This window comes from Bacteroides parvus (assembly GCF_017309675.2).
Lineage (GTDB): Bacteria > Bacteroidota > Bacteroidia > Bacteroidales > Bacteroidaceae > Bacteroides > Bacteroides uniformis.
This window is the reverse complement of sequence record NZ_CP084680.1, coordinates 2,596,842-2,609,041: the sequence shown is the minus strand read 5'-3', so window position 1 is coordinate 2,609,041 and position 12,200 is coordinate 2,596,842. Positions and strand designations below refer to the sequence as shown.

The 12,200-nt window shown below is 46.0% G+C and carries 10 protein-coding genes; 4 read left to right on the top strand and 6 right to left on the bottom strand.

Going from position 1 to position 12,200, the window contains the following annotated elements; all coding sequences use genetic code 11:
* Positions 1 to 24: 24 nt before the first annotated feature.
* Complete coding sequence (locus JXR92_RS10435; protein WP_117601476.1) at positions 25 to 1,935, bottom strand: sensor histidine kinase; 1,911 nt, start codon at positions 1,933 to 1,935, stop codon at positions 25 to 27.
* Positions 1,936 to 2,056: 121 nt separating this feature from the next.
* Here JXR92_RS10435 and JXR92_RS10430 point away from each other — a divergent pair, with 121 nt between their 5' ends.
* Positions 2,057 to 4,192, top strand: a complete 2,136-nt coding sequence (locus JXR92_RS10430) for a Tex family protein (RefSeq protein ID WP_117966607.1) — start codon at positions 2,057 to 2,059, stop codon at positions 4,190 to 4,192.
* 39 nt (positions 4,193 to 4,231) lie between these two features.
* On the opposite strand, the gene JXR92_RS10425 is transcribed toward JXR92_RS10430, so the two are convergent.
* The gene (locus JXR92_RS10425) at positions 4,232 to 5,128 is read right to left on the bottom strand and encodes a CPBP family intramembrane glutamic endopeptidase (RefSeq protein WP_138346215.1); all 897 of its coding nucleotides are present in this window, start codon (positions 5,126 to 5,128) and stop codon (positions 4,232 to 4,234) included.
* Positions 5,129 to 5,241: 113 nt separating this feature from the next.
* On the opposite strand from JXR92_RS10425, the gene JXR92_RS10420 reads away from it, so the two are divergent.
* Complete coding sequence (locus tag JXR92_RS10420; RefSeq protein WP_117601473.1) at positions 5,242 to 6,294, top strand: leucine-rich repeat domain-containing protein; 1,053 nt, start codon at positions 5,242 to 5,244, stop codon at positions 6,292 to 6,294.
* 280 nt (positions 6,295 to 6,574) lie between these two features.
* On the opposite strand, the gene JXR92_RS10415 is transcribed toward JXR92_RS10420, so the two are convergent.
* Entirely contained in the window at positions 6,575 to 8,194 is a 1,620-nt protein-coding gene (locus tag JXR92_RS10415) for an ABC-F family ATP-binding cassette domain-containing protein (RefSeq protein ID WP_005827934.1), read from the bottom strand.
* Between the two features lie 221 nt (positions 8,195 to 8,415).
* On the opposite strand from JXR92_RS10415, the gene JXR92_RS10410 reads away from it, so the two are divergent.
* Positions 8,416 to 9,048: a nucleotide exchange factor GrpE gene (locus JXR92_RS10410; protein WP_117601472.1), complete on the top strand. Its 633-nt coding sequence runs from the start codon at positions 8,416 to 8,418 to the stop codon at positions 9,046 to 9,048.
* Between the two features lie 11 nt (positions 9,049 to 9,059).
* Positions 9,060 to 10,232, top strand: coding sequence for a molecular chaperone DnaJ (gene dnaJ / locus JXR92_RS10405; RefSeq protein ID WP_117966609.1), 1,173 nt, complete (start codon positions 9,060 to 9,062; stop codon positions 10,230 to 10,232).
* A 74-nt stretch (positions 10,233 to 10,306) separates the two neighbouring features.
* Here dnaJ and JXR92_RS10400 read toward each other — a convergent pair whose 3' ends face one another.
* The 3 genes from JXR92_RS10400 to JXR92_RS10390 are packed head-to-tail and all read right to left on the bottom strand — an operon-like array spanning position 10,307 to position 12,197.
* A complete protein-coding gene (locus tag JXR92_RS10400; RefSeq protein ID WP_034523374.1) occupies positions 10,307 to 10,765 on the bottom strand; it encodes a WbuC family cupin fold metalloprotein in 459 nt (152 codons plus the stop codon).
* Positions 10,765 to 11,112 carry a UpxY family transcription antiterminator gene (locus JXR92_RS10395; protein ID WP_005836079.1) on the bottom strand — a complete coding sequence of 116 codons (348 nt, stop codon included), beginning with the start codon at positions 11,110 to 11,112 and terminating at the stop codon, positions 10,765 to 10,767. Before JXR92_RS10395 ends, JXR92_RS10400 begins: the two co-directional genes overlap by 1 nt.
* Positions 11,091 to 12,197: a Wzz/FepE/Etk N-terminal domain-containing protein gene (locus JXR92_RS10390; RefSeq protein ID WP_005836078.1), complete on the bottom strand. Its 1,107-nt coding sequence runs from the start codon at positions 12,195 to 12,197 to the stop codon at positions 11,091 to 11,093. Before JXR92_RS10390 ends, JXR92_RS10395 begins: the two co-directional genes overlap by 22 nt.
* Positions 12,198 to 12,200: the final 3 nt, after the last annotated feature.

Below are 12,200 nucleotides of genomic sequence, written 5' to 3'. Positions count from 1 at the left end.
TATTTCCTTATTTCTTGTCAGTCCTTATAAATTCATGGGATGGGTAAATACAAACCGCGCTCCATCCGTATAGGCAGGATCTATCCAAATTTCACCGCCCCACTTCTCAACGGTCAGCTTACAGATGGACAAGCCCAAGCCGGTTCCCTGCACATATTCGTTCAGCTTCTCGAAACGTTCGAACACCCGTTTCTGTTTGTCCAAAGGAATGCCGCAACCGGTGTCAGTCACCGAAAATACTGCTACATTCCCTGCTGTATCCAGTTCCAGCTTCAAGGTTATCGTACCTTCCTTTGTAAACTTGTCCGCATTGGAAAGCAGATTTATCACAACCTGCTGTAAACGCTGCACGTCCGTCCGCATCTCCACCACCTCACGTTCACACTCAAATAGGAATTGATTGGTCGACCTACGTGCCTGGGCCACGGAAGCTACTACCTGCTGGCATATCTGCACTACATTGCAGCTCTCCAAAGAAAGGATGACGCGGTCGGCCTCCAAACGGGACACATCCAATATGTCATTAATCAGCCGAAGCAGCAAATCAGAGTTGGTCCTGATAATTTCAAAATAGCCACGCTGTTCTTCTTCCGAGGCTCCTCCGGCAGACAGCACGTCCGAGAAGCCCACAATCGCATTCAATGGCGTACGGATTTCGTGGCTCATATTGGCAAGGAAAGCACTCTTCAGGCGGCTGGATTCTTCAGCACGGTCCTTTGCCTCTCGCAAAGCACCTTCGGATACCTCCAGTTCATCCTTCAACTTCTTTGTATGATAATAAAAATAAAGGGAAACGAACAAACCGCCCAACAGCACCAATAGCACAGCACAGACAGACCAGATATGATACTTGTACTGTTCATAGAAAGAAGGGGTTACATTCAGCATCTTTACCGGTTCCGGAAGGTTGGCAATATTCAGTTCCTTTTCCTTCACGAGCTTGCCGTCCAGTATGGTCTCATTCGGAATGACTTCCATATGAGTATTCCCATCCTGCGGGTCAGTCAGCAGACGATAAGATTGCCTTGCCATCTCCTTGCCCAAAGCACGGTAGGCAGGAACGATGCCTGCCACAGCCCAGTATCCCAAACCTGCAGAACTCAAAGAGAATGTGGGCAAGGCTGGAGCAGCTTCCATCATGGCATAAGTAGCATTACGCATAAAATAACCATCATTCATATCCACGCGCCACGTCCCCATTAATACTGCCGTATGTTCCGGCAGTTCATGTAACCTATCACAAATAGTATATATTGTATTGACACGTCCGTCAAGCAGTATCAGATCCAATTCGGGAAATTTCTTCATTTCCTTCACTACATAGGCTTGCATAGCAACACCACCATAACTGTTGTCTGATATAAAAGCGATATTCTCGGTGTCAGGATACATCTGCTTTACCATGTTAATATTCGCCTCCACATCATACTCATAAACGAAACCGGCCTTGATAGGCGAATCCGGAAAATCCGTGAAAAAATCTACGGATTCAGGCATCCAAGTTTTCAAATCGATGGTATCTCCCGGCAACAATATGGCGTTCCGGCTGGATAGCGCACTCACTACTGGAGTATTGCCGCGTACAGAGTCTTCCAAAGAAAGGTAGGCAGCCCAAGCTTCCTGCCCAATAAGAACAATCAATGCCGGACTTTTATCATTCTGGTATTTGGATAATAGCCCTGCCATTCTCTTTTCCCAAAAAGGAGCTTCGGAAAAACTTTTGCAATTCATGTTTTCCAATGCAACGGTATTTGTCCCTCCTAAACGTTGGAATTCCTCCATAAAGTCAGAGATATTGCTGGAAGTCCGACCGGCATCCGGATTATAGGAGCTGATAATCAATACCGGATGCTCTCCCGTAATTGAGAAAACAGGCAAAAGGCAGCAGAAAAGCGCTACCACGCATGGTAATATTGTACGATATATGTGTTTCAATTGATTGATTCGTTTAATTGCTCCATAGCTTTGACAAATATAGATAAAAGTTGGAACCTAAAGAAAAAACAACAATTGTTTTTTTGTACTTTTACCCCCTATTTATAAAATGAGATACAAAATGATACAAGATTTTCATCGAATGATATCTGCCGTTCTCGGCATATCAGAAAAACAAATAAGCCAGACCCTCGGCTTGCTGGAAAACGGAGCGACAATCCCTTTCATCAGCCGCTACCGAAAGGAAGTGACGGGAGGACTGGACGAAGTGCAGATTGAATCCATAAAGACCCACTACGAAAAGCTGAGCGAAACCGCCAAACGTAAAGAAACCATCCTCAGCACCATTCAAGAACAAGGCAAACTGACCGCCGAACTTCAGAAGCGTATCGAGGAGACCTGGGAGAACACCCTACTGGAGGATATCTACCTTCCCTACAAACCCAAACGGAAAACACGTGCCGAAGCAGCCCGCCAAAAAGGACTGGAACCCCTCGCCACCCTGCTGATGCTGCAACGTGAGCCCCATCCGGAGGAACGCGCCGCCGGTTATGTGAAAGGAGACGTGAAGAACGTGGAAGATGCACTGAAAGGTGCCCGTGACATCATAGCCGAGCATGTAAGTGAAGATGAACGGGCTAGAAACAGCGTCCGGAGTTCCTTTGTCCGCCAAGGCACACTGACCGCCAAGGTGGTGAAAGGCAAAGAAGAAGAAGCGGCCAAATATCGCGACTATTTCGACTACTCCGAATCCTTGCGGCGATGCAGTTCCCACCGTCTGCTCGCCATCCGGCGCGCTGAAGCGGAAGGTTTGCTGAAAGTCAGCATCAGCCCCAATGACGAAGAGTGTGCGGAGCGCCTAGAACGGCAGTTCGTACGGAGCAACAACGCCTGTGGACAGCAAGTAGCAGAAGCTGTGCAAGATGCTTACAAACGCCTGTTAAAACCGTCCATAGAAACGGAATTCGCGACCCAAAGCAAGGAGCGCGCCGACGAGGAAGCCATCAAAGTGTTTGCGGAAAATCTTCGTCAATTGCTACTGGCCTCACCATTGGGGCAAAAGCGTGTGATGGGTATAGACCCCGGATTTCGTACTGGTTGTAAAGTTGTGTGCCTCGATGCACAAGGAAATCTACTCCATAATGAGAACATCTACCCCCACCCTCCAGTCAGCAAGCAGAAGGAGGCATTCGCCAAACTGCAAATGATGATGGAGTCCTATAAAATAGATGCCGTAGCCATAGGTAACGGAACTGCCAGCCGCGAGACGGAAGAGTTCTTGAAGCATCAGCGCTTCAACCGCGATGTGCAGATATTTATCGTCAGCGAGCAGGGAGCTTCCATCTATTCGGCCTCTAAAATTGCACGGGACGAGTTTCCCGACTACGACGTCACCGTGCGTGGTGCCGTGTCCATAGGCAGACGACTGATGGACCCACTGGCAGAGTTGGTAAAGATTGACCCGAAATCTATTGGTGTGGGGCAATACCAGCATGACGTGGACCAGACAAAACTGAAAAAGTCGCTGGACCAAACTGTAGAGAACTGCGTAAACCTGGTAGGTGTCAACCTAAACACCGCAAGCAGCCACCTGCTGACCTATATCTCGGGATTGGGTCCTCAACTGGCACAGAACATTGTGAACTATCGCGCCGAAAACGGTGCCTTCACCTCCCGTAAAGAATTGATGAAAGTGCCGCGCATGGGCGCCAAGGCATTTGAGCAATGTGCCGGCTTCCTACGCATTCCGCAGGCAAAGAACCCGCTGGACAACACTGCCGTGCACCCGGAAAGCTATTGCATCGTAGAACAGATGGCAAAGGACTTGGATTGCAGCGTAGCCGAACTGATAGCCAGCCGGGAGCTGCGTCTGAAGATTAATCCGGAACGCTACCTCTCCCCCACCGTGGGCATGCCGACACTGAAAGACATCCTGCAAGAGCTGGACAAGCCCGGACGTGACCCGCGCGGACCGATAAAGATATTTGAATTTGATAAGAACGTGCGCACCATCAACGACCTGCGCGAAGGCATGGAACTGCCCGGCATCGTAGGAAACATCACCAACTTCGGCGCATTTGTCGATATAGGCATCAAGGAAAACGGACTGGTACACCTCTCCCAACTCGCCGACAGATTCATATCAGACCCTAATGAAGTAGTGTCCATTCACCAGCATATACGCGTAAAGGTACTCAGCATAGATATGGACCGGAAACGCATACAGCTGACAATGAAAGGAGTGGAACAGAATTAGGGATTAAGGATTAGGGATTAATGGTTAATGGTTTCCGTATTAATCCTTAATCTCTAATCCCTTATAATAGTGTCTTAAGATAATTACTGTACCAAGCACTAAAAGTAGTGAACACAGAATGGAGCCTTCGAACCCGAAGGTTCCTCCATTTATTAAATTTTCTTCCGGAAAGTGAAGAATCAGCAGATTCTCATTGCTGAATTCATTTCCACTGACTTTATATCCCAAAACGGAACCTTGAATCCAGTTCCAGAACCAATGCAAGGCAATGGGGAAACAGAGGTTACGCGTATATATATAGGAAGCCCCCAAGAAACAACCTGCCACCATGATATTCAGAAACGGGACAAAGGCAAAGTTAGGATTGAAAAGGTGCATCAACGAAAATAACACCGCAGAAATAAACAATGCCACAAACTTATTGATGCCTCCATCCAGCATACGCCCTAAAATAAAACCGCGTCCGATAACTTCTTCCGTAACCGCCACAAAAAAATAAAGCAAAAGACTGACCAGCAGAGATATGGGAGAAAACAAGAACCCTACCACCTCCACTGCCCCTAACAGCAAAGACAAGCCAAAACCGACTACATACAAGAACACGACAAACAAAGCTCCTCTCAGCAGGCTCCTGCCCCATCCCTTCAAAGACAAGCCCAAACCCGAAAAAGGAAGCTTCCTAAAGCCCAACACCATACAAGCGGCAATCAGCCCACTGACCAGCATCAAGACTTCATTCAGCATCTGAAAGTAAATGTTTGTTTCACCAACTTCCGTCTTCAACTCCGGAAAAACTAATGCAAAAGGTATGGCAAACAAAAACAGAAAAATCATTGAAAGTACAGCAAACAGTACTATATCAACGAATGCCAACCAAATACTTTTTGCTTTACTTGCTGTAACAAGCCCTTCCTTTACCGTCTCTTCTGTCTCCATTTGTATCTCAATATTGATTAATATCCGACAAAAATAATAATAAAAAGAAAAAACCTCATGTATTCCTGCCGTTTTCTTCCTATATTTGAAAAATCAATCTAGAATCAATAAACATGAAACTAAGAAAAATACTTTTAGCCATTGCCGGACTGGCGTTAATGCTGAATGCCTCGGCACAAAAATCCAAAAGATACTACGTAGCCAAACCCGGTACCTTGGTGGAGCTGATGACTGAAGCGGAAGCTAATGAAATTACCCAACTAACCCTGCAGGGCAAACTGAATGCCATAGACTTCAGGCATCTAAGAGATGAATTCAAGAATCTGCAGCAGTTGGACATCTCGAACGCATCTATCAGCACGTATGCAGGCAAGAACGGAACTTATCCAAACCGTTTTTACGTATATCCTGCCAATTGCATTCCGGCATATGCCTTCTGCAAGCAAATGGACGACAGTACCTTCATTGGCAAGGAGACACTGACTAGGGTTATCCTTTCCGACAAGACCAAGAACATCGAAGATGCTGCCTTTAAGGGATGCAAAAATCTCAAGATATGCCAGATACGGAAGAAAACGGCTCCCAATCTGTTGTCCGAAGCATTGGCTGATAGCGTTACAGCCATATTTGTTCCATTGGGATGCAGTGACTCCTACCGTACCAAAAAGAAATGGGAGACCTTTGCATTCATTGAAGGAGAACCACTGACAGTAAATGTGCAGATTGGTAAAATGGGCAGCCTTGCCAGCGAACTGCTAAGAGCCGGATTTCAGCCCAAAGACGTTAACTTTCTGACCGTTGAAGGTAAAATGGACGAAGCCGACTTCACATTGATACGCGACTATATGCCCAATCTGGTTTCCATCGACATGACCAACAGTAATGCCACTGCAATTCCCGACTATACTTTCACCCAAAAGAAGTATCTGCTGAACGTACGGCTCCCGCAAGAGCTTAGAAGCATCGGACAGCGTGCATTCAGTGGCTGCGGTCGTTTGTGCGGCACGCTGGTGCTTCCTGCTAGTGTAACCGCCATTGAGTACGGAGCATTTATGGGATGCGACAACCTGCGCTATGTGCTTGCCACGGGGAATAAGATTACCACGCTGGGCGACAACCTTTTCGGCGAAAGCCAAGGCAAAATTATATATAAGGAGAAACAATAACCCAGACTATTCCCCGCCTTAATAAGAACAAAGAGACTCTTTTAATAGCAAAAGAAGGTGTGTCAGAATGATAGCTAAAAATCATTCTAACACACCTTCTTCTTTTTTTCAATATCGCACAAGCCTTTATTAAACAAAAAAGATATGAAAGAAGAATCGTTCCATCATGGCAGAAATATTGTTCCACCGTGGTGAAAAAATCGTTCCACCATGGTGGAACGATTTTTTCCTCATGATGGAACGATTTAAAATATGCTTATTTAGTCCTTAGCTTCCGTTATCACTTTGTTGCGTACATACGTGCACGCAACTCCTTGATGTGGTCTGAAGTGATGTATTCGTCATACTCCATCATCTTGTCGATAATACCGTTCGGAGTCAATTCGATGATACGGTTGGCAACCGTCTGAATGAACTCGTGGTCGTGGGATGAGAAAAGGATATTGCCCTTATAGGTCTTTAGATTATTGTTGAATGCCTGGATAGACTCCAAGTCGAGGTGATTGGTAGGTGTATCCAGAATCAAGCAATTGGCATTGCGCAGCTGCATACGTGCAATCATGCAACGCATCTTCTCACCTCCCGACAATACGCTTGCTTTCTTCAGCACCTCCTCACCGGAGAACAGCATACGTCCCAGAAAACTCTTCATGTAGACTTCATTGCCTTCGCCGAACTGGCTCAACCAGTCCACCAGATTCAGGTCTGTATTAAAGAATGCAGTATTGTCCAGCGGCAGGTAAGCGGTGGTGATAGTCACACCCCAGTTGAAGGTACCCGCATCCGGTTTCATATTCTCGTTGATAATCTCGAACAGGGCGGTCATGGCACGCGGGTCGTGCGAAAGGAATACAATCTTGTCTCCCTTCTCTACATTGAAGTTGACGTCGCGGAACAGCACCGTACCATCTTCCAGCGTTTTCGTCAAACCGGAAACTTCCAGAATCTGATTACCCGGTTCGCGTTCGGGCGTAAAGATAATGCCCGGATACTTACGTGATGACGGCTTGATTTCTTCTACATTCAGTTTCTCCAACATCTTCTTGCGGCTGGTAGTCTGCTTGCTCTTTGCCACATTGGCACTGAATCGGCGGATAAACTCTTCCAGCTCTTTCTTCTTCTCCTCGGCCTTTGCCTTCTGGTTCTGCTGCTGACGGAGCGCCAGCTGGCTGGACTCGTACCAGAAGCTATAGTTACCGGCAAAGAGGTTAATCTTTCCGTAGTCGATGTCCACCGTATGCGTACAAACGGAGTCGAGGAAGTGACGGTCGTGGCTTACCACCAGCACCGTATGCTCAAAGTTGGAGAGGTACTCTTCCAGCCAAGTCACGGTCTCCATATCCAAGTCATTGGTAGGCTCGTCCAGCAGCAAGTTATCAGGATTTCCATAGAGAGCTTGCGCCAGCATGACACGCACCTTTTCCTTGTTGTTCAACTCACCCATCAACAGATAATGCTTGTCCTCCTTGATACCCAAACCACTCAACAAGGCGGCAGCATCGCTTTCGGCATTCCAGCCGTCCAGCTCGGCAAATTTCTCTTCCAATTCGGAAACCTTCAGTCCATCCTCGTCTGTGAAATCCTCTTTGGCATACAGCACTTCACGCTGCTTCATGATGTCCCACAACACCGTGTGTCCCATCATCACCGTGTCCATTACCGTAAAAGCATCCCACTTAAAGTGGTCCTGGCTCAAAACGGAAAGACGCTCTCCCGGAGCCAGCATGATGGAACCCGTCGTAGGGTCCAGCTCCCCGGAAATCGTTTTCAGGAAAGTAGATTTTCCGGCACCGTTGGCACCGATGATACCGTAACAGTTACCACTTGTAAACTTCAGGTTTACGTCATTGAACAACACTCTTTTACCAAACTGTACTGAGACATTAGAGACTGTAATCATCTTTATATTTACGATTTATTTATTTACAATTTACTATTTAATACCTATTAGTCTGCGAATTGCGAGTGCAAAGATAGTTATTTTTCCATGAATAGACACAGAGAAGCGCTGTCAATCTGACATAAAAGTATTACCTTTGCAGCGTTTTCGGCAAAAACATCCGTTTTGGCAAAGTTTTTGCTGGAGCACTGATATCGTATTAACTTAAACCCTTAACAGCAATGAAAGCAAAATCATTTTACAAGAATAATAAGCATAACAATATGAATCCGAAAGAAAAAGAAAACAACCAGGAAGAGGAGCTGAAAACTCAAGCTACTCCTAACGAATGTGACGAAGAAACCGTAGGACAAGAAGTTTCACAAGAAAACGAAGCTCCCCTAACAGAAGAAGAAAAGCTCGCCCAGGAACTGGAAAAGGCCAATGAACAGATTGAAGAGCAGAAAGACAAATATCTGCGCTTGTCTGCCGAGTTTGACAATTACCGCAAACGTACCATGAAGGAGAAGGCAGAACTCATCCTGAACGGTGGTGAAAAGAGTATCAGCAGTATCCTACCCATTGTGGATGACTTTGAACGCGCCCTCAAAAACATGGAGACAGCTACCGATGTAGCTGCCGTAAAAGAAGGCGTTGAACTTATCTACAACAAATTCATGTCTGTATTGGGACAAAACGGCGTTAAGGTGATAGAGACAAAGGAACAACCGCTCGACACAGACTATCACGAAGCCATCGCCGTGATTCCGGCACCCAATGAAGCACTGAAAGGCAAAATTCTGGACTGCGTACAAACCGGTTACATCCTAAACGACAAAGTGATCCGTCATGCCAAAGTGGTAGTCGGAGAATAACATAAAACTGTATGGAAAAAAGAGATTACTACGAAGTATTGGAAGTCGAAAAGACAGCAACGGTAGAAGAAATAAAGAAAGCCTATCGCAAAAAAGCCATCCAATATCATCCGGACAAGAATCCGGGCGACAAAACAGCCGAAGAGAAATTCAAGGAAGCGGCAGAGGCATACGACGTACTAAGCAATCCGGACAAGCGTGCCCGCTACGATCAGTTTGGCCATGCCGGACTGGGTGGTGCCGCCGGTAATGGTGGTCCGTTCGGCGGCTTCAGTGGAGGCATGTCCATGGACGACATCTTCTCCATGTTCGGTGATATCTTTGGTGGACACAGTGGAGGAGGTTTTGGCGGTTTTGGAGGTTTCGGCGGAAGTGGCGGCACACAACAACGCCGTTACCGTGGTTCGGACTTGCGCGTCAAGGTAAAACTGAACCTCAAGGAGATCTCTACCGGTGTGGAAAAGAAATTCAAGCTGAAGAAATACGTGCCTTGTACCCACTGTCATGGCACGGGAGCCGAAGGCGACGGCGGCGCCGAAACCTGCCCGACCTGTAACGGTAGCGGCACGGTAATCCGTAACCAGCAAACCATACTCGGCACCATGCAAACAAGAACCACTTGCCCAACTTGTGGCGGTGAAGGCAAAATCATCAAAAACAAGTGTAAGGAATGTGCCGGTGAAGGTATTGTATACGGTGAAGAAGTAGTAACCGTAAAAATCCCGAAAGGTGTCGCAGAAGGTATGCAGCTCTCTATGGGAGGAAAAGGAAATGCAGGCAAGCACAACGGTATGCCGGGAGACCTGCTGATTCTTGTAGAAGAAGAACAAGACCCGAACCTGATACGCGACGAAAATGACTTGATTTACAACCTGCTCCTCAGCTTCCCGACAGCAGCCTTGGGTGGTGCAGTAGAAATTCCCACGATTGATGGAAAGGTGAAAGTAAAAATTGACTCAGGTACGCAACCGGGAAAAGTACTCCGCCTGCGCGGCAAAGGTTTGCCCAACGTGAATGGATACGGCACGGGAGATTTGCTAGTAAATGTCAGCGTATATGTACCCGAAACGCTGAGCAAGGATGAGAAGAAAACATTGGAGGAAATGGAAGAATCTGATAACTTCAAGCCAAACACTTCGATTAAGGAGAAAATATTCAAGAAGTTCAAGAGCCTGTTTGACTAATAACATGGTACATAAAGAAGCCTCCCGATATTTTATTGTATATCGGGAGGCTTCTTTGTTTTATCAAAAAAATATTAAAGTTCCAACATCCGCTTCATAAAAGCCTTTATTCCCTCCACATCAGAAGTCTGAGGAGCCCATGAAGCCAAATCCTCTGAGGGTAGAGGCTGATATGGGCCTTTTTTAATTTCAAAAATAACGGTGCCTGACTCCAAGGCAATAATACTATGCCACGTATTAGAAGGAATCTCCAGACCATATTTACCTTCCGAAGGATTGAGGCATACCTTATCTGTTACATTACCGGCATCATCATAAAAAAATGCCAGCAGACTTCCACGCAAAACCAGATAAGTTTCTTCCTTATCTGTATGACGGTGAGGAGGAAGATAAGTTCCTGGTTCCAAAGCATTCAGCAACCGATGAATAGGGGCATCCATAGACGCATGAAAATTATAATTCATACGTAAACGGGAATTCTCCTTGGCTTGTGAAGTAACGGTATCCAGCAGCTCTTCTGTTATCAGCTTCATCATAACCTCAGCAATTGAGCAAACTTGGCAGGAAGTTCTGCTTTACCCGCTTCAATAGACAAACTTTTTCCTTCTTTATCTAGTAATATAGCAGCCTTCTGCGAGGAAGCCAATGAGGCAACTTCCGCCACATTACCAGCAACAAACAAGCATCCGGAAAAAAGAGGGGTAATCACCTTCCGGGTATGCCCTTTCCATTTTACAAACACAGCCTGCATCGGGCAATATGTAGTATATCCCGCAGCATTCAAACGCTGCATCAACTTATGTTCAGACTTAGGTGCTGTGTACAATGCATGCCAGCACATCATATCATTATCCGTCATCATATTGTTTGCTTTTTCCATCCCTTTAATAAATCTTTTACAAATAATATCCATCCCACACTGCCGACACCTGCCAAGAACATGAAGCCGATCAAAATCATCAATTTATTGGGCTTTGCAGGCTTCAAAGGTACCGTAGCCGGCTGGACAACCGTATATACCGGTGTAATCTCCTGCACCTTAGCTCTTGCCATCTGCAATTGTTGAGACACTTGTGTATATACTTGATAGGCTAAATTCATTTCATTCTGTAAACGCTCTTGCTCTGCGCGATAACTCAGTAATATTATATTCTGGTTTGCATCTACAAAATTTGCGTATTTCTTCTGGGCATCCTCATAACTGGCCTTTGCTTCTCCATAAAGTTTTTCGGTAAATGCCAAATCATGACGAGCCTTATTAGTCCGATAATCTGTGATGTAGTTCTGCAGGCAATGCATCACGGTATCCGTCAGCGAAGCAGATATCAAAGGATCCTGCATAGTAACAGACAAGGTTGTCACACCTGTCTTTTTGTCTACGGAAACAGAGATACGTTTACTTAAAGCATCTGCAATGGCAGACTCATCTCTAGTAAGACGAAAAGGATCCAGCTTTGCGTCCCCCTCTTCCGGTTCATCCTTAAACAAAGACAATGTCCATCCTAACACTTTAAAAGGAGCGGAGAAAATTGCACTCCACCAAGGAGAACGCTGTTCTTCTTTCAAATAAGCATATAAAGTCGTGTCTACTTTTGCTTTCTGATCCTTGACTTTAACATCGAACAGTTCAATCAGAAAAGGAGTAGAACTTACAATATCAGGATAAAGTTCGGGTGACAAAGCATCCTCACCAGAAGAAGTGCCCAAATTGATACCCGCCATGGCTGCAAGGGCTCCCATACTTCCACCACCAGATTTGCCACCACTCTCCGGAGCCAATGTCACACTTGTAGAGTACTCCTTAGGAATACTAAATGCAACAACCAGTCCTACAAGAGCAGCGATACCACACGCCTTAAAAACCAATTTGCGACTAGCCCATACTTTCTGGGCCAGTTCTATCAAATCTATTTCTTGTTCCTCAGGTTGTGGAGAGGTTATGTTTTGTATTCTTTCTTCGCTCATAAT

Bases quoted from the DNA above. Each gene is read 5' to 3' on its own strand.
- JXR92_RS10430 (WP_117966607.1), top strand. From the start codon at position 2,057: ATGATACAAGATTTTCATCGAATGATATCTGCCGTTCTCGGCATATCA.
- JXR92_RS10425 (WP_138346215.1), bottom strand. From the start codon at position 5,128: ATGGAGACAGAAGAGACGGTAAAGGAAGGGCTTGTTACAGCAAGTAAA.
- JXR92_RS10420 (WP_117601473.1), top strand. From the start codon at position 5,242: ATGAAACTAAGAAAAATACTTTTAGCCATTGCCGGACTGGCGTTAATG.
- JXR92_RS10415 (WP_005827934.1), bottom strand. From the start codon at position 8,194: ATGATTACAGTCTCTAATGTCTCAGTACAGTTTGGTAAAAGAGTGTTG.
- JXR92_RS10410 (WP_117601472.1), top strand. From the start codon at position 8,416: ATGAAAGCAAAATCATTTTACAAGAATAATAAGCATAACAATATGAAT.
- dnaJ (WP_117966609.1), top strand. From the start codon at position 9,060: ATGGAAAAAAGAGATTACTACGAAGTATTGGAAGTCGAAAAGACAGCA.
- JXR92_RS10400 (WP_034523374.1), bottom strand. From the start codon at position 10,765: ATGAAGCTGATAACAGAAGAGCTGCTGGATACCGTTACTTCACAAGCC.
- JXR92_RS10395 (WP_005836079.1), bottom strand. From the start codon at position 11,112: ATGGAAAAAGCAAACAATATGATGACGGATAATGATATGATGTGCTGG.
- JXR92_RS10390 (WP_005836078.1), bottom strand. From the start codon at position 12,197: ATGAGCGAAGAAAGAATACAAAACATAACCTCTCCACAACCTGAGGAA.